This is a genomic window from Nocardioides sp. Z22_16 (assembly GCF_058134365.1).
This window is the reverse complement of the sequence record NZ_JBYTTI010000003.1, coordinates 454,691-470,284: the sequence shown is the minus strand read 5'-3', so window position 1 is coordinate 470,284 and position 15,594 is coordinate 454,691. Positions and strand designations below refer to the sequence as shown.

Sequence of the window (15,594 nt, the reverse complement as noted above, 5' to 3'; positions counted from 1 at the left end):
GCTGCGTGAGCCGTCCCCCACGCCCCCGCATCGCCTACCAGGGCGAGCCGGGCGCCAACTCCCACATCGTCTGCGTGCAGCACTACCCGGATGCCGAGGCGGTGCCGTGCGCCTCCTTCGAGGACGTCTTCGCCGCCGTCGAGGGCGGGGACGCCGACCTCGCGATGATCCCCATCGACAACTCGCTGGCCGGGCGGGTCGCCGACATCCACCACTTCCTACCCGCCTCCGACCTGCACATCATCGGCGAGCACTTCCTGCGCATCGTCTTCAACCTGGTCGCCGTCGAGGGGGCGAGCCTGGAGACGATCCGCACCGTGCACAGCCACGTGCACGCCCTGGGCCAGTGCCGCCGGGTGATCCGCGAGCTCGGTCTGACCCCGGTCATCTCGGGCGACACCGCCGGCGCGGCGCGCGAGGTGGCCGAGGCGGGCGACGTCACCCAGGCGGCGCTCGCGCCCCCGCTGGCCGCGGAGATCTACGGCCTGCAGGTGCTGCGCACCGACGTGGAGGACGAGGACCACAACACCACCCGCTTCGTGGTGCTCTCCCGCGACCTGGTGGAGGCGCCGGCCGGCAACGGGCCGGTGGTGACCAGCTTCATCTTCAACGTCCGCAACCTGCCCGCCGCGCTCTACAAGGCGCTCGGCGGGTTCGCCACCAACGGGGTCAACATGACCAAGCTGGAGAGCTACATGGTGGGCGGAGAGTTCGCCGCCACCCAGTTCCTCGCCGAGGTCGACGGCCACCCCGCCGACCCGCCGGTCGCCCGCGCCCTGGAGGAGCTGGCCTTCTTCACCACCGAGATCAAGGTGCTCGGGGTCTACCCCGCCTCCCCCGACCGCGCCCGCTGAATCGCGGGTCCTGCGGCGGGTTGGCAGGATTTCGCCGTGCGCGGCGCCACGCTGTGGCAGGCTTCGGCGCGGTGACGTGTGACCGCAGGACGGTTCGCAGCGCCGGTCCACTCGGAGGAACCAATGGAGGGCGCTGCGGTCGTCGCCTGGAGCGTGGTGGCGTACGCCGCGCTGCCGCTCGGCTACGCACTGCGTCGCTGGAACGTCCAGTTCCTGCTCCTCTACACCCACCTCGGCGCGCTGCTGGCGTTCGGCTCCATCCTCGGGGGTCTCTACGAGGTGCGCCTCGCCGACGGCCTGGTGCTGCTGCCCGGCGAGATCTCCTACGCCGGCTTCGTCCTCACCGTGATGATCACCATCGTGGTCGGGCGCGACCTGCAGGTCGTGCGCAACATCATCGCCCTGACCGCCGTGGTCGGGGCACTGGGACTCGTCTTCTTCAGCGTCGCCCGACGGGCGACGGGAGACTCCGGCACGGCCGGCCTCGTCGCGGAGGACCTCCCCTCGCTCGGCCAGAGCACGGCGGGAGCCGTGCTCTTCCTGCTCTTCATCGTGCTCGAGCTGCTGCTGCTGCTCAACGTGCTCGAGACCGCCAAGCGTCGCCTGCCCGGCGTCCTGATGCCGGGGGTCTATCCCCTCGCCTTCGTCGCCGTGCTGCTGGTGCACGGCGTGCTCAGCTCGATGGTCTCGGGCCAGTCGGTGGCGGGCGACCTGCTCGACAAGCTGGTCCTGGCGGCGTTCTTCCTGCCCGCCCTGCTGATCTTCGTCGGGCTCTACCGCGGCCCCGTCTCGGCCTTCGAGGCCCGCCCCCTGCACCTGCGCCACCTCGCCTCCACCTCGCACAACCCCCTGCTGGAGGAGCTGGAGCACAAGGCCCACGAGCTCGACGAGCAGCGCTCCCTCACGCTGGCGAGCACCGCGTCGATCGGCCGGGTCAACGCGACCGTCGAGCGGATCCTCGACTCCGCGACCACCACGATCCTGATCGCGCTCGACGAGGAGCTGCGGATCACCCACTTCAACGCCGGCGCGCAGAGCCTGCTCCGCTGGACCCCGGCCGAGGTCCGCGGCCAGGGCCTCGAGGTGCTGCTGCCGGCCGAGGAGATCGCCCGTCACGCCGCCGCGCTGGGCACCGAGCCCGACCTGGTCCAGGTGCTCAAGGTGCAGATGGCGGTCGACGCCCGGCGCGACTGGCTGATGCTGGCGCGTGACGAGGCCTGCCCCACCATCTCGATGAGCGTGAGCGAGGTCGTGGTCGACGGTCAGCTGGTCGGCCACATCCTGGCCGGCGAGGACGTGACCTCCCGGCTCCGGGTGGAGTCCGCGATGATGACGGCGCTGAGCCGCGAGCACGACGCCCTGGTGCGCCTCCAGGAGGCGGACCGGGTCAAGCACGAGCTCGTCTCGACGGTCAGCCACGAGCTGCGCACCCCGATCGCCAGCATCACCGGCTACACCGAGATGCTCCACGACGGCGCCTACGGCGCACTGAGCAAGGACCAGGTCGCCGCCCTCGACCGGGTGCTGCGCAACACCTCGCGGCTCGAGCAGCTCGTCGACGACCTGCTCGTCCTCGAGCGGGTCGAGCAGGCCCCCCTCCCGCTGACGTGCGAGCCGATCGACCTGTGCGACGTCGTCCGGGGGACCAAGTCGATCATCGCGGAGATGGTCCGCGGCCGGGACCTGAAGTTCAACGTCTCGCTGCCCGCCAGCCCCGTCATCCTCGAGGGCGACCGTGCCGCGCTGGAGCGGCTGGTGATCAACCTGCTCTCCAACGCCGTGAAGTTCACCCCCGGCCGCGGCACCGTCACCCTGCGCGTCGCCTCCCACTCCGGCCAGGCGTGGCTCACGGTCAGCGACACCGGCCTGGGCGTGCCCGAGGCGGACCAGCCGCACGTCTTCTCCCGGTTCTTCCGCAGCAACCAGGCCAACGAGCTCGCCATCCCCGGCTCGGGCCTGGGCCTGAGCATCGTGCAGGCGGTCGTGGCCGGGCACGGCGGCGAGGTCACCCTGGCCTCGGCCCCGGGCGAGGGCACCACGGTGACGGTCAGCCTCCCGATGGAGGCCGTGACCGAAGCCGTCCGGGCCGGCTGAGCGACCCGTCGGCGGAGCCGCTCCGCTGGTCTGGACCGGGCGGTGGCCGAACGGATCTCTTGTCGCCGTTTCCGGGACGCTGCCGGACGACTCGCTCTACGTTCCTCCGGTAGACCCGGACCAGACTCAGAAGGTAGCCATGGAAGGGCCCGAACTCTTCGTCGCATGCGTCGCGGCTTACACCATCGCGCCACTCGTGCTGGCGATCCGCCAGACCGTCTTCCAGTTCGTCCTCCTCTACGCCTACATCGCCACCCTCGCGGCGGTCACCGGTCTCATCAGCCTCTCCCACGAGATCCCCCTCTCCGACTCGCTCAGCGTCACCTCGGGGGAGATCGCCTACGCCGGCCTGCTCTTCGCGGTGCTGGTGACCGTCGTGGCGGGCCGTGACCTGCAGGTGGTGCGCAACGTCGTCGTCCTGCTCTTCGGGGTCCATGCGCTGCTCCTGATCGTCTACGTGATCGACGGGTTGGCGCAGAGTCACCCCGAGCTCCACGACGCCCGGCCGATCCCCTCCCAGCTGGCCTCCGGGCCGCCGCTGGCGGTGCTGCTCGCCGGGGTCCTCGTGGTGGCCGAGATCGTGCTCCTGGTGAGCCTGCTCGAGATGTGCAAGCGGCGTCTCCCCTCGCTGGCGATGGTCCTGGTCTACCCCGCCGCGATGGCCGTCACGCTGCTCCTCGACGGGCTGGTCCAGCCGCTGGTGATCCAGCAGGCGGGGACGCCCCTCTGGGACCAGGTCCAGCAGGCCACCGGCGCCCGGCTGCTGCTGGCGTGGGGCCTGCTCATGCCGATCTTCATCTTCGTCGCGCTCTACCGCCACCTCGTGCTGGCCTTCGAGAACGAGCCCCTCAAGCTCGACGCCCTGGGCCGCCTCTCCCGCGACGAGCTGCTCCTGGGCCGGGCCACCGCCACCGTCGAGCGGATCCTGGACGCCGCCGTCAACACCATCCTGATCGCGATGGACACCGACCTGCGGATCACCCACTTCAACGTCGGCGCCGAGCAGCTGCTGGGCTTCACCGCCGACGAGATGCGGGGTCGGACCACCGGCCTCCTGGTCGACCGGGACGAGGGCCTACGTCACGCGATGGCCCTGGGCACCGGCAGCGCCGACCTCCACGTGCTCACCCACGCCCAGATCGGCCACGGCGGCCGCCGGGAGTGGGAGCTGGTCGGCAAGGACGGGCAGCGCCACATCGTCTCGCTCAGCATCAGCGAGATCGTCGCCGGCGGCCGGGTGGTCGGCTACCTGGCGGCCGGCGAGGACGTCACCAGCCGGGTGCGCAGCGAGCGCGCCATGCTGCAGGCGATGTCGCGCGAGCACACCGCCTCCCTGGCCCTCCAGGAGGCCGAGGGCGTCAAGCACGAGCTGGTCTCGACGGTGAGCCACGAGCTGCGGACCCCGATCACCAGCATCACCGGCTACACCGAGCTGCTCGAGGAGGGGGTGTTCGGCGAGCTCAACGACAAGCAGGCCAACGCCCTGCGCCGGGTCATCCGCAACACCGAGCGGCTGGAGAGCCTCGTCGAGGACCTGCTGGTCCTGGAGCGGGCGGAGTCCGGACTGCTCCAGCTCGACCTCACCCACATCGACCTGCGCCAGGTGGTCCACGACGTCGAGGACATGCTGGCCGAGATGGTCCGCGGGCGCGACCTCGAGCTGCGCCTCGAGCTGGGCCACGGCGCGATCCACATCAAGGGCGACCACTCCGCGCTGGAGCGGGTGGTGCTCAACCTGGTCAGCAACGCGGTCAAGTTCACCCCCGCCGGCGGACGGATCACCGTCGAGGCCTACGCGCGCGACGGCAGCGCCGGACTGCTGGTCTCCGACACCGGGGTGGGCATCTCCGCGGAGGACCAGGAGCGGCTCTTCGAGAGGTTCTTCCGCACCCACGAGTCCTACAAGAAGGCCGTCCCGGGCACCGGCCTGGGTCTCTCGATCGTGCAGGCGATCGTCGCCGGCCACGACGGCAAGGTCACCGTGATGTCGGCGCCGGGCCGCGGCACCACCTTCGCGGTCTCCATCCCGCTGGACCTGCAGTTCAGCCGCTTCGGCATCTCGGCCTGAGCCGCACCCCGGCCTGGGTGGCACCCGGCCCGGCGCTCAGCCGCGGCCGCACGCCTCCTGGGCGAAGTCGAGCGCGGCCGCCGCGCCACGGTCCGACATCCGTACGACGACCTCGCCCGGCTCGCCGTCCAGCCGCAGCCGGACGCGGAAGGCGGTGGCCCCACCGGACTCCGCGAACGCGTGCCCGTCACAGCGCGCCGGCATCACCGGCAGGGCCAGCTCCACGGGCTCGCCGTCGCTCATCACGGTGACCGCCGTCCGCCAGAAGGGCTGCCCGACCGGGGTGAGCACCGGGGTGCCGGCCACGGTGCGGAGCACGACCCGCCGGCCCGGGCGCCCCGACGGGGTGACCCGCAGCGTCAGCGTGCCGACCCCGTCGGCGGCCCCGTCGGACGCAGTGGTCACCGTGTCGGCGAAGGAGAGGGCGAGGGCCTGGTCGAGCTCCAGCTCGAAGCAGCGGGTGGCCACGTGCCTGGCCACCACGTCGGCCTCGTCCTCGACCGGCACCCGCACCCGCCTGCCGCCGAACCGGACCTCGACGGCGGGGGACGGCCGGGTGGAACCCCGACCGCCGGCGCACCGCGGCCGAGCAGGCAGGGCGAGCAGGAACCCGCGCTCGGTGCCGGCGGGGATGCTGCGCAGCCGCTGACCCGGCAGGGGCCGGGGATAGCGCTGGTCGAGGTAGGAGACCCGGGTCGGGAGCACCGGCCGGCCGAGCCCGTTGCCGATCCACACCTGGAACTGGCCGGCCGCGACGTCGCGCGACGACTGCCGCAGGTCGGCGACGAGCCGGCCCGCGGGGGGATCGTCGTCGACCGCCGGCATCGGCGGGAGGGTGCGGATCGACGGGCTGGCCGACTGGCCCGCTGACTGGTCGCTCTGAGGTGCCGGGGACCGCTCGGGATCCCCGCGGCAGGCGGACGCCCCCGCCAGCAGCAGCAGGCAGGTGGTCAGCGCGAGGGCGGTACGCCGCGGGAGCGGCACCGACCGTGCGCTGCGGCTCAGCCGGGGTCCAGGCCCCATCGGCGCATCAGGGGCAGGCTGACGAGGAGCTCGAAGAGGAGCATCACCGCGAGGCCGCCGGCCACGGCGAGCGCCACGTCGCCGGCCGAGACCCCGGACGAGGCGACGGCGAAGGCGCCGGCCACCAGCCAGACGGGCCACGCCTGGAGCAGGATCGCCACGACGACGAAGGCGGGCACGACGGTGAGAGCCAGGAGCAGGCCGGTGACGTCCCAGCCGCCCTCCTCGTCCTGCTGGCCCCCCGGCGCCTGGTCGGACGCCTGGTCGGTCGCAGTTCCGGCCGGGGCGGGCTCCGCGGGGACCCTGGAGCGGAACACCATCCACCCCGTGGCGCTGACGGTCCCGGCGAGCAGACCCCACAGCAGGGCCTCGAGCAGAGGCATCCGCGCCACGAAGTGGCCGGCGGAGGCGATGGCACCGATCAGCGTCACCGCGCCGGTCGCGCTCTCGAGGAGCGCCATCCGGCGCAGCGCCGCCGCATCCGGTTGCTGCTGGTGCTGTGTGCTCATCACTGGCCCCCGATCCTCTTCTCCGGCCAGTGTGCCGCAGGCGAGGCCTGGCGCGCACCGGTCGTCCACGGGCTCAGCGGAGCGCGCGACCCGGAAGCGGTCGGGAGTGCTCAGCAGGAGCGGTCAGCCGGTCCGTCCCACGCGCACCGCGGTGGGCCGCGCCGAGGCGGAGAGCGCTGCGAGCAGCACCACCCCGAGCTCCTGGGGGTGGGTCAGCTGGGGCCAGTGGCTGGTCGGCAGGTCGACCCAGGTGACGTCGCGCAGCAGCGCGAGGTCGTCGGAGCCCGGCCGGGCGCGCATCAGGTCGTGCCGCAGCGCCGAGGTGGGCCTGGTGGTCGCCACGATCGTCACGGGCACGTCGAGCCGACGGGGGTCCCCCAGCCGCTGGGGCTCGGTGAGCACCCCCTCGGGTGACGGGACGGCCCGGGCGCGGATCGCAGTCCGGGTCTCGTCGTCGAGGCCGCTGGCCATCCCCTCCTCGAGCTCCCACCACTCCGGCATCGGGACCTCGCCCCGGACGGCGGGCAGGGCCGGACCGGTCTGCCCGTCGCTGCGCGGTGTGCCGGAGACGTAGACGACCCGGGAGACCAGGTCGGGGCGCGCGTCGGCGGTCGCGTGGGCCACCGCGCCGCCCTCGGCGTGGGCGACCAGGGCGATGCCCTCTCCCCTGAGTCCGCCGCCCAGGCCGCTGCCCGGACCGCTGCCCAGGCTGCAGCCCGGACGGCCGCGCTGGCTGCCCCGCTGGGAGGCCAGGGCGTCGACCCGCTCGACCAGGTCGTCGACGTGGTGGCGCAGCGTGATCTGGGAGCGATCGAGCCGGCGCGAGCCCATGCCCGGCGGGGTCACCGGGTGAGGGCGGTGGCCGGCGGCCGCGAGGACCGGAGCGACCTGGTCCCAGGAGGACCCGTCCATCCACAGGCCGGGAACCAGGATGACGTGCATGGCCCGCAATCTAGGCGCGGAGCGCCCTCTCCGAGGCGGGAACGGCGACCCCGTGGCCGTTCGGTCACCCGCGGGTGGTCACCGCGGGCCAGGAAGGTCCCGCGCGGCACCACCGGCGGCGACCCGGCGCGGCCCTCAGCTGTCGTGGATGGGCTGCTTGGGCAGCTTGCGGACCCGGGCGCGGCGGCGCTTGCGCTCGGGGATCATCGAGCGCATCTCCTCGAGCTTGCCGAAGCAGAGCAGCCGATCACCGTCCTCGAGCAGCGTCTTGTTGCGCGGGTTGGGGATCACCGTGGTGCCGCGGTGCAGGGTGAGCACGCTGATGTCGCGCTCGTCGAGGCCGGACTCGCCGAGCTTCTTGCCCACCAGGTCGGCCCCCGGGAGCACCACGATCTCGGCGACGCCGTACCCGGTGGAGACGGTGAGCCGCTGCCGCACGTCGATCTCGGGGAAGGCGACCTGGTTGTCGATGTAGTCGATGATCGCGCCGGCGACGTCGAGCTTGGTGGCGGTCTCGATGCCCTCCAGGCCGGGCGAGGAGTTGACCTCCATCACCAGCGGCCCGTCGTCGCCCTCGAGCATGTCGACCCCGGCCACCCGCAGGCCCATGATCTGCGCGGACCGCACCGCCACTCGCTCGTACTCCGGGGGCAGGTCGATCCCCTCCACCGACCCGCCGCGGTGGACGTTGGAGCGGAACTCGTCGCCCTGCGCGCTGCGCCGCATCGCCGCGACCACCCGGTCGCCGACGACGAGGGCGCGGATGTCGCGGCCTCGGGACTCCTTGACGTAGCGCTGGATCAGCACGTTCTGGCGGGTGCTCTGCAGCGTCTCGATGATCGCCTCGGCGACCTTGAGCTCGGGCGCCAGGATGACCCCGATGCCCTGGGTGCCCTCGAGCAGCTTGATCACCACCGGAGCCCCGCCGACCTGCTCGATCGCGGGGATCACGTCGGCGCGGTTGCGCACGAACATCGTGGCGGGCATCTCGATGCCGTGGCGGGAGAGGATCTGGGTGGCGCGGAGCTTGTCGCGGGAGTTCGAGATGCCGTACGACGGGTTGGGGGTGTAGACGTCCATCTGCTCGAACTGCCTCACCACGGCGGTCCCGTAGTAGGTGATCGAGTTGCCGATCCGGGGAAGGATGGCGTCGTAGTGCGAGAGCTGCTTGCCGCGGAACTGCAGGTCGGGCTCGTCGTGGGAGATGTCGATCGCGAAGCGCAGGGTGTCCAGCACCTTGACCGTGTGCCCCCGATCCAGCGCGGCGGTCCGCAGGCGCTGCGTACTGTAGGCGCGTGGCGCCCGGGACAGGATTGCCAGCTTCAACGAGATTCCCTCTGGAGAGCGTTGTGAGGAGCGGGGTGGGGTGACGAGCGCGAGTACCGCCGACAGCGGCCATTCAAACATCGTCGCCGGGTGGCGTGAGTGGGTGAGCCTCCCGGACGCCGGTGTGCCGTGGCTCAAGGCCAAGCTCGACACCGGCGCACGGACCTCCGCGTTGCACGCCTTCGACATCGAGGAGCTGCGCCGCGACGGCGCGCCCTGGGTTCGCTACTCGCTGCACCCGTGGCAGCGCTCGACCGACGACTTGGTCGTGGTGGAGAGCCCGGTGCACGACCGGCGCCTGGTCCGCAGCTCCTCGGGGCACTCCGAGGAACGCCTGGTGGTGCTGATGGATCTCTCCCTGGTCGGTCGCCTGGTGACCGCGGAGATGACGCTCAGCCGCCGCGACGAGATGGGCTTCCGGATGCTGATCGGCCGCGAGGCGCTGCGACAGGGCTTCCTCGTCGACCCGGCCCGCTCCTACCTCGGCGGCCGCCCCAAACGGAGCACCCGGCGCAAGAACAGAGGACGCACCGAGGAGGGGGCACGGTGACCCGCACCACCCGCGACTCGTTCGCCATCGGCTCGGTCCGGATCCGCCCCGGGTCGGCGCGCGAGCTCGAGCTGCCGGTGACCCGGCTGGTGACCGGCGCCGAGGTGAGCCTGCCGGTGCGGGTGCTCCACGGCCGCGAGGACGGTCCGACGGTCTGGATCAACGCCGCCATCCACGGCGACGAGCTGGTCGGCGTCGAGGTGGTGCGCCGGGTGCTCGCCGGCCTCTCCCCCAAGACCCTGCGCGGCACCCTGATCGCCGTGCCGGTGGTCAACGTGCTGGGCGCCATGACCGCCGACCGCTACCTGCCGGACCGCCGCGACCTCAACCGGTCGTTCCCCGGCTCGGCGCGCGGCTCGCTGGCCGCCCGGATCGCCCACCTGATGATGACCGAGGTGGTCGCCAAGTGCTCGGTCGGCATCGACCTGCACACCGGCTCCGACCGGCGGACCAACCTGCCGCAGGTCCGCGCCGACCTGGACGACCCCCGGACCCGCGAGCTCGCCGAGGCGTTCGGCGCCCCGGTGATGCTGCACGCCAAGCTCCGCGACGGCTCGCTGCGGCACGCCGGGGGCAAGGTGGGGGCGACCGTGCTGCTCTACGAGGCCGGCGAGGCGTGGCGCTTCGACGAGTGGGCGATCACCGCGGGCGTCGACGGCGTACGCCGGGTGCTGGCCTCGCTCGGCATGGTCGACGCCGACGAGCTCGGGGTGGCGCCGGCCGAGGCGCCGAGCGTGGAATGCCGCGAGAGCTACTGGGTCCGCGCGCGGCACACCGGCTTCCTCCACCTCGACGTGGCCCTGGGTCAGGAGGTCGAGGAGGGCGACCGCCTCGGCCACCTCTCCAACTCGTTCGGCCGGACCCTGCGGGTGGTGCGCGCCCGGCGGCGCGGGATCGTGATCGGGCGGACCGAGGCGCCGCTGGTCAACTCCGGCGACGCGGTGGTGCACGTCGCCACTCCGTCCTAGTCTGCGGCGATGGCGATCGCGCGCTACCCCACCACCGTCCTGGACTGTCCCGACCCTGCCGTGCTCGCGGGCTTCTACGCCGAGCTGCTCGGCTGGAAGGTCGAGGGCGACGACGACTGGAAGGACGTGAAGGCCGACAACGGCCAGTGCCTCTCCTTCCAGCGGGTCGCCGACTACCGCGCGCCCGAGTGGCCCGGCCAGCGGGCGCCGCAGCAGATGCACCTCGACGTCGTGGTCGACGACCTCGACGAGGCCGAGACGGCCGTCGTGGCCCTGGGCGCCCGGAAGCACGAGCACCAGCCGGGCGAGACGTTCCGGGTCTTCCTCGACCCGGCCGGTCACCCGTTCTGCCTCTGCCTCAGCTGAGGGACCGCCGTCGGCCGCGAGGTCAGTGCGGCGGCTCGGCGGGGCGGGCGGCGGCCGGCGCGGGCTGACCGACGTCGGCCCAGACCTCGGTCATCTCGCGGACGAGGCCGTCCTGCACGGTCACGAAGGTGGCCACCTCGAAGTGCTGGAGCGCTCCGCCGGGCTCGCCTGTGTCCTGGCCGATGTGCTGGCCGGTGACGTGGCCCGTGACGTGGCCCGTGACGTGGCAGCGCGCCACCGCACGGTCGCCGTCGCCGACCAGCTCCTCCAGGACCAGGCGGTCGAAGCCGGGGTACTCCGCGTTGACCCGTACCCACGCGTCGCGGTCGAACGTCTCCCCCGTGTGCACGTAGCGGCATGTGAAGTCAGGGTGCAGCAGCCCCGGGAGGTCGTCCCAGCGGCGGTCGTCGATCGCCCGGCAGAGGGCGGCCAGCAGGCTCGCGGCGTCCATGGGAGGCGAGTCTGACATCCCCGACCGCGTCAACGTTGGTTGACACACGCCAGGACGTCAACTACGGTTGACAGATGAGCAACCAGACGCTGACCAGCCAGGCCGCCGGGGACGACCCGGGCACCGGACTGCGGGCGATCCGCTCGCTGCGCGAGCTGGCCGACCGGTTGGAGACCCTCCAGGTGGCCCGAGCCCGCGAACTGGGGTGGTCGTGGCAGGAGGTCGCCGACGCGCTGGGCGTGACTCGGCAGGCAGTGCACAAAAAGCACGGAAGGAGAGGCTGATGTTCGAACGATTCACCAAGGACGCCCGCGCCACGGTCGTCGCCGCCCAGGAGGTCGCCCGACAGACGGGCTCACGGGCCATCGACACCCGGCACCTGCTCGTCGTCCTGCTGGAACGGGCCGGGCCGCCGTCCCGCGCGGTCGCCGACGTGGGCGCCGACGTGCGCGCGGTGGCTGCGGGAACCCGGGCCGACCTGCGGTCCGACGGCCTCGACGCGGACGCGCTCGCAGGCATCGGCATCGACCTGGAGGCCGTCCGCCGACAGACCGACGCGGTCTTCGGCGCCGGTGCCCTGGAGCGGGCCGGCCGCACCCCCGGCGGGCACATCCCCTTCGCCCGCGACGCCAAGAAGGCACTCGAGCTCGCACTCCGCGAGACCAGCCGGCTGAAGCAGCGGTCGATCCGCGCCGAGCACCTCCTGCTGGGGATCATGAGGGGTGAGTGCCCGGGGCGCACCGCGCTGGAGGAGGCGGGGATCGACCTGCAAGCACTGCGGGCGGCGTTGGAGGAGCAGTCGGAGGCGGCGTGACCGACCTTTCACGTCTTTCGAACGTATGTCCATATAGTGGCATATGCGGGCTGTTCTGAGCGTAAGTTGTCGGTGGTGCCTGGTTGACTCGTCACATCGGTCGGAGCCCGGTTCGGGGTGGCTCCGGTCGCTGGTGACGGGGGGTTCGGGATGTACGTCGACGACACAGCGGGGGCCGGGACGGGGACGCATCCGATCAGCCGTGCCTGCCTCGTGATCTCGGCCGCGTTGGACACCACCGTCGAGGTCGACCCGGTGTTCCTCTCCCCGGCCGCGCACCGGGAAGCGTTGTTGGAGCTGACCCGGTTGGGTGACCGGGTGGAGTCGCTGCGGATGCGGGTCATCCACGCCGCCGGCACCCCGGGTGGCATCGCCGAAGCCGACGGGGCACGGTCCCCGGCGGCGTGGTTGGCGGCCCGGACGAGGTCGGGGTTCGGACCCGCCCGGGCCGCGGAGAAGCTCGCCGACGCCCTGACCACCCGCTGGCAGCTCGTGTCCGTGGCGTTGGAGGACGGGCGGGTCACCCTGCCGCAGGCGCGGGTGATCGCCAAGGCGTTGGACGCGTTGGTCACCGACCCGATCCCCGGCGAAGAGATCCCCGCCGACGTGCTGGCCCGGGCCGAAGCCCACCTGGTCGAGGCCGCGGCCCTCTTCGACCCGGTCCACCTGGAACGGCTCGGTGCGAAGATCCTCGAGGTCGTGGCCCCCGAGACCGCCGACGAGCACGAGAAGAGGGCCCTGGACCGGGCCCAACACCGGGCGAACACCGCGACCCGGTTGGTGTTCCGCAAGCGGGGTGACGGCGCCACCGACATCGCAGCCCGGGTCCCCGACGCCATCGCCGCCCGGTTGCGCACCGTGTTGGACGCCTGGACCTCACCCAAGCAGGACGCCGGGAAGGAGACCGGGGCGGCGACCCCGTTCGGGGGGTTCGCCCAACGCGACCCCGCGACCGGGATCCGGCTCCCCCAGGAACGGTTGCACGGGCAGGCGTTCCTGGCGTTCTTGGAAGCCGCCGACCCGAACCGGATGCCGATCCACGGCGGTGGGGCGACCCGGGTGGTGGTCACCATCGACCTCGCCCAGCTCCGCGAAGACCTGGGGATCGGGACCATCATCAGCAACGGTGACCAGGCCACCCCGATCACCGCCTCAGAGGCACGCAGGCTGGCCTGTCAGGCGGGGATCATCCCCGCCGTCCTGGGCTCGGACGGGGTCCCGCTGGACCTGGGGAGGTCGACCCGGTTCTTCACCCCACAGCAGCGGCTCGCGAAAACCCTGACCCACCGGGTCTGCGCGACCGAGGGGTGCACGGTCCCGTCGACGTGGTGCGAGGCCCATCACGGGCGGGACCCCTGGGGCTACGGCGGGACCAGTGACCTCGCCGACCTGACCTTCCTGTGCCCCTGGCACCACCACCGCGCCCACGACACCGCCTACACCACCCACAGGTTCCCGAACGGAGACGTCAGGTTCACCAGGCGCACGTAAACGGGCCCACGTGGGACAGGCCCCCGGAGGCCGCGCGCTACTACGCTCCCGTCATGGATCGAGTGATCGCTGCCTGGCGGCTCCGCAACCAGCGGCTCACCGCTCCCCAGGCCGCCTCGGCCGCGGACGTCGTCCGCCTGCTGACCTGCGTGCAGGCCGAGAACCCGGGCCAGTCCGCGTGGGCGGTGGCGACCCGGACGCAGCACCCGGACCCCGACGACCTGGCCGGCCTGCTGACGTCCGGGGAGGTGCTGCGCACCCACGTGCTCCGCTCCACCTGGCACTACGCCGGCCGCGACGACCTCGACTGGCTGCTGGCCCTGACCGGACCGCGACTCCAGCAGCTCACCGACCGCCAGCTCCGCGGGGACGTCCACCTCGAGCGACCCGAGGTCGAGCGCCTGGGAGGGCTCGTCGTCGAGCTGCTGGCGGAGCAGCCGGACCGGGTCCGCTCCGAGGTCGCCGCCGCCCTGCGCGAGAGCGCCCCAGAGCTCCGCGACCGGATCGACGGCCGAGCCGTGATGCTGCTGATGGCGCACCTCGAGATGGGGCGGCTGGTCTGCAGCGGCCGGCCCCGCGACGGGGAGCACACCTATGCCACCTGGGAGAGCAGGGTGCCGTCGACGGTGGAGCTCGACGAGGCCGGCCGCGAGGAGGCGCTCGCCCGGATCGCGCTGCGCTACCTCACCGGCCACGGCCCGGCCACCACGAAGGACCTCGCCTACTGGGCCACGCTGACCCCCACCGAGGCCCGGCGCGGCGTCGAGTCGCTCGGCGACCGGCTCCGGGCGTTCGAGCACGACGGCCGCACCTACTGGCACCTGGACGGCGACGAGCCGCCCGCCGCGGACCACCCGGTGGAGCCGGCCGGTCACCTGCTCCAGCTGCTGGACGAGACCTACCGCGGCTACCAGGACTCCCGCTGGGTGCTCGACGCCGACGGCGTCGTCCCCCGGGGCCGGGAGACCGCGGTCGGGGTCGCCCTCGTCGACGCGCAGCTGGTGGCGCGGATGAAACGGACGGTCGCTCGCGGGTCGGTGCGGTTCGACCTGACCCCCTACCGCCCGCTCACCGACCAGCAGCGCGGGGCTATCGACGGGGCAGCGGAGCGGTACGGCGGCTTCCTCGGCCTGGAGCCGCAGGTCGTGGTCGAGGCCTGACCGCTCAGGAGTGCGACGCCGCCTCGGGGGCGTGGGGCATCTCGAACCCGGCCTCGTCGACGTAGCACCAGAACCACGACTCGGCAGGCTCGAAGGAACGCATCACCGGGTGCGCGGTCTCCTCGAAGTGCGCCGTGGCGTGCTTGCCCGGGGAGGAGTCGCAGCACCCGACGTGCCCGCACTCCTGGCACATCCGCAGCTTCACCCAGCCGGTGCCGTCGCGCAGGCACTCCACGCACCCGTCGCCGGAGGGGGCGGCCTCGAAGGTGAGGTCCTGGGCATGTGCGCACGGCTCGGCCATCCCCCGAGTGTGCGCGTCCTCGGCTCGCCTGCCAAGGGGTTCTGCCGGCGTGGGGAGAGCACGCCGCCCGGGGGCAGGCGACCGGCGGGGACGTCAGGCGTGCGGGCGCCAGTCCGGCGGCGGGTCCTCGCCGACCCGGCCGTCGACGGCCTCACGGAGCAGGTCGGCATGGCCGGTGTGCCGGCCGTACTCCTCGACGAGGTCGAAGAGCAGCCGACGGAGGCTGACCGGCTCCTCGTGCGGACCGGTGAGCGCGGTCGGGTGGTCGAGGCCGCCGTCCGCCAGGGCGGCCGCGACCTGGTCCCGGGCGCGGGCGACGGCGCCGTCATAGAGGGCGTAGAGCGACGCGGGGGTGTCGAAGGCGGCGGAGGTCATCTCCCAGTCGGGGTCGGCCCCCCAGTCGGCGCGCGACCACGGCTCGCCCGGCGAGGCGCCGCGCAGCTTGGCGGCGAAGGTGTGGTCCTCGACCAGGGCCAGGTGCTTGAGCAGGCCCCCCAGGGTCAGCGACGAGGAGGCGATCGCAGTCGAGAGGCCCTTCGCGTCGAGCCCGTCCGCCTTCCAGCGGAAGGTGGCCCGCAGCCGTTCCAGGGCACCCAGCAGGTGCTCGGTCTCGGTCCCGGCGAACGGCGGCTCCCACGGGGGCAGCTGGTCGGTCATCTGGCCAACGTAGTCCTACC

17 protein-coding genes are annotated in these 15,594 nt (G+C 72.8%); 10 read left to right on the top strand and 7 right to left on the bottom strand.

The window, feature by feature from the left end:
• The first annotated feature begins 5 nt into the window (after positions 1 to 5).
• The 3 genes from AC3X7R_RS10680 to AC3X7R_RS10670 all read left to right on the top strand — a co-directional run bounded on the left by AC3X7R_RS10680 (position 6) and on the right by AC3X7R_RS10670 (position 5,016).
• The gene (locus tag AC3X7R_RS10680) at positions 6 to 854 is read left to right on the top strand and encodes a prephenate dehydratase (RefSeq protein WP_489965622.1); all 849 of its coding nucleotides are present in this window, start codon (positions 6 to 8) and stop codon (positions 852 to 854) included.
• A 123-nt stretch (positions 855 to 977) separates the two neighbouring features.
• A complete protein-coding gene (locus tag AC3X7R_RS10675) occupies positions 978 to 2,948 on the top strand; it encodes a sensor histidine kinase (RefSeq protein WP_489965621.1) in 1,971 nt (656 codons plus the stop codon).
• Between the two features lie 139 nt (positions 2,949 to 3,087).
• Entirely contained in the window at positions 3,088 to 5,016 is a 1,929-nt protein-coding gene (locus tag AC3X7R_RS10670; RefSeq protein ID WP_489965620.1) for a sensor histidine kinase, read from the top strand.
• A 36-nt stretch (positions 5,017 to 5,052) separates the two neighbouring features.
• Here the strand turns inward: AC3X7R_RS10670 and AC3X7R_RS10665 are convergent, their stop codons facing one another.
• The 4 genes from AC3X7R_RS10665 to rimK form a co-directional block, all read right to left on the bottom strand.
• Entirely contained in the window at positions 5,053 to 6,039 is a 987-nt protein-coding gene (locus tag AC3X7R_RS10665; protein ID WP_489965619.1) for a hypothetical protein, read from the bottom strand.
• Complete coding sequence (locus AC3X7R_RS10660; RefSeq protein WP_489965618.1) at positions 6,018 to 6,548, bottom strand: hypothetical protein; 531 nt, start codon at positions 6,546 to 6,548, stop codon at positions 6,018 to 6,020. The genes AC3X7R_RS10665 and AC3X7R_RS10660 overlap by 22 nt, the downstream gene beginning before the upstream one ends.
• Before the next feature lie 123 nt (positions 6,549 to 6,671).
• Positions 6,672 to 7,490 (bottom strand): alpha/beta fold hydrolase, encoded by an 819-nt coding sequence (locus tag AC3X7R_RS10655; protein ID WP_489965617.1) that lies wholly within the window; start codon positions 7,488 to 7,490, stop codon positions 6,672 to 6,674.
• Between the two features lie 135 nt (positions 7,491 to 7,625).
• The gene (gene rimK, locus AC3X7R_RS10650; RefSeq protein WP_489965616.1) at positions 7,626 to 8,816 is read right to left on the bottom strand and encodes a 30S ribosomal protein S6--L-glutamate ligase; all 1,191 of its coding nucleotides are present in this window, start codon (positions 8,814 to 8,816) and stop codon (positions 7,626 to 7,628) included.
• Between the two features lie 40 nt (positions 8,817 to 8,856).
• Between rimK and AC3X7R_RS10645 the strand changes: the two genes are divergently transcribed.
• The 3 genes from AC3X7R_RS10645 to AC3X7R_RS10635 are packed head-to-tail and all read left to right on the top strand — an operon-like array spanning position 8,857 to position 10,700.
• Positions 8,857 to 9,366 carry an ATP-dependent zinc protease family protein gene (locus tag AC3X7R_RS10645; RefSeq protein WP_489965615.1) on the top strand — a complete coding sequence of 170 codons (510 nt, stop codon included), beginning with the start codon at positions 8,857 to 8,859 and terminating at the stop codon, positions 9,364 to 9,366.
• Positions 9,363 to 10,334 (top strand): succinylglutamate desuccinylase/aspartoacylase family protein, encoded by a 972-nt coding sequence (locus AC3X7R_RS10640; RefSeq protein ID WP_489965614.1) that lies wholly within the window; start codon positions 9,363 to 9,365, stop codon positions 10,332 to 10,334. Before AC3X7R_RS10645 ends, AC3X7R_RS10640 begins: the two co-directional genes overlap by 4 nt.
• Positions 10,335 to 10,343: 9 nt before the next feature.
• Positions 10,344 to 10,700: a VOC family protein gene (locus tag AC3X7R_RS10635; protein ID WP_489965613.1), complete on the top strand. Its 357-nt coding sequence runs from the start codon at positions 10,344 to 10,346 to the stop codon at positions 10,698 to 10,700.
• Between the two features lie 22 nt (positions 10,701 to 10,722).
• Here AC3X7R_RS10635 and AC3X7R_RS10630 read toward each other — a convergent pair whose 3' ends face one another.
• Positions 10,723 to 11,151, bottom strand: a complete 429-nt coding sequence (locus AC3X7R_RS10630; protein WP_489965612.1) for a nuclear transport factor 2 family protein — start codon at positions 11,149 to 11,151, stop codon at positions 10,723 to 10,725.
• A gap of 74 nt (positions 11,152 to 11,225) precedes the next feature.
• Here AC3X7R_RS10630 and AC3X7R_RS10625 point away from each other — a divergent pair, with 74 nt between their 5' ends.
• The 4 genes from AC3X7R_RS10625 to AC3X7R_RS10610 all read left to right on the top strand — a co-directional run bounded on the left by AC3X7R_RS10625 (position 11,226) and on the right by AC3X7R_RS10610 (position 14,616).
• Positions 11,226 to 11,435: a helix-turn-helix domain-containing protein gene (locus tag AC3X7R_RS10625; protein ID WP_489965611.1), complete on the top strand. Its 210-nt coding sequence runs from the start codon at positions 11,226 to 11,228 to the stop codon at positions 11,433 to 11,435.
• Entirely contained in the window at positions 11,435 to 11,965 is a 531-nt protein-coding gene (locus tag AC3X7R_RS10620) for a Clp protease N-terminal domain-containing protein (protein ID WP_489965610.1), read from the top strand. Before AC3X7R_RS10625 ends, AC3X7R_RS10620 begins: the two co-directional genes overlap by 1 nt.
• A gap of 150 nt (positions 11,966 to 12,115) precedes the next feature.
• Entirely contained in the window at positions 12,116 to 13,456 is a 1,341-nt protein-coding gene (locus AC3X7R_RS10615) for an HNH endonuclease signature motif containing protein (protein WP_489965608.1), read from the top strand.
• Positions 13,457 to 13,509: 53 nt separating this feature from the next.
• A complete protein-coding gene (locus AC3X7R_RS10610; RefSeq protein WP_489965607.1) occupies positions 13,510 to 14,616 on the top strand; it encodes a winged helix DNA-binding domain-containing protein in 1,107 nt (368 codons plus the stop codon).
• A 4-nt stretch (positions 14,617 to 14,620) separates the two neighbouring features.
• Here the strand turns inward: AC3X7R_RS10610 and AC3X7R_RS10605 are convergent, their stop codons facing one another.
• Positions 14,621 to 14,917: a UBP-type zinc finger domain-containing protein gene (locus AC3X7R_RS10605; protein ID WP_489965606.1), complete on the bottom strand. Its 297-nt coding sequence runs from the start codon at positions 14,915 to 14,917 to the stop codon at positions 14,621 to 14,623.
• A gap of 93 nt (positions 14,918 to 15,010) precedes the next feature.
• Positions 15,011 to 15,574, bottom strand: coding sequence for a DinB family protein (locus tag AC3X7R_RS10600; protein WP_489965605.1), 564 nt, complete (start codon positions 15,572 to 15,574; stop codon positions 15,011 to 15,013).
• Positions 15,575 to 15,594: the final 20 nt, after the last annotated feature.

Excerpts from the sequence above, each read along its gene's own strand:
- AC3X7R_RS10675 (WP_489965621.1), top strand. The coding sequence starts at position 978 with ATGGAGGGCGCTGCGGTCGTCGCCTGGAGCGTGGTGGCGTACGCCGCG.
- AC3X7R_RS10670 (WP_489965620.1), top strand. The coding sequence starts at position 3,088 with ATGGAAGGGCCCGAACTCTTCGTCGCATGCGTCGCGGCTTACACCATC.
- AC3X7R_RS10665 (WP_489965619.1), bottom strand. The coding sequence starts at position 6,039 with ATGGGGCCTGGACCCCGGCTGAGCCGCAGCGCACGGTCGGTGCCGCTC.
- AC3X7R_RS10660 (WP_489965618.1), bottom strand. The coding sequence starts at position 6,548 with ATGAGCACACAGCACCAGCAGCAACCGGATGCGGCGGCGCTGCGCCGG.
- AC3X7R_RS10655 (WP_489965617.1), bottom strand. The coding sequence starts at position 7,490 with ATGCACGTCATCCTGGTTCCCGGCCTGTGGATGGACGGGTCCTCCTGG.
- AC3X7R_RS10635 (WP_489965613.1), top strand. The coding sequence starts at position 10,344 with ATGGCGATCGCGCGCTACCCCACCACCGTCCTGGACTGTCCCGACCCT.
- AC3X7R_RS10630 (WP_489965612.1), bottom strand. The coding sequence starts at position 11,151 with ATGGACGCCGCGAGCCTGCTGGCCGCCCTCTGCCGGGCGATCGACGAC.
- AC3X7R_RS10625 (WP_489965611.1), top strand. The coding sequence starts at position 11,226 with ATGAGCAACCAGACGCTGACCAGCCAGGCCGCCGGGGACGACCCGGGC.
- AC3X7R_RS10620 (WP_489965610.1), top strand. The coding sequence starts at position 11,435 with ATGTTCGAACGATTCACCAAGGACGCCCGCGCCACGGTCGTCGCCGCC.
- AC3X7R_RS10615 (WP_489965608.1), top strand. The coding sequence starts at position 12,116 with ATGTACGTCGACGACACAGCGGGGGCCGGGACGGGGACGCATCCGATC.
- AC3X7R_RS10610 (WP_489965607.1), top strand. The coding sequence starts at position 13,510 with ATGGATCGAGTGATCGCTGCCTGGCGGCTCCGCAACCAGCGGCTCACC.
- AC3X7R_RS10605 (WP_489965606.1), bottom strand. The coding sequence starts at position 14,917 with ATGGCCGAGCCGTGCGCACATGCCCAGGACCTCACCTTCGAGGCCGCC.
- AC3X7R_RS10600 (WP_489965605.1), bottom strand. The coding sequence starts at position 15,574 with ATGACCGACCAGCTGCCCCCGTGGGAGCCGCCGTTCGCCGGGACCGAG.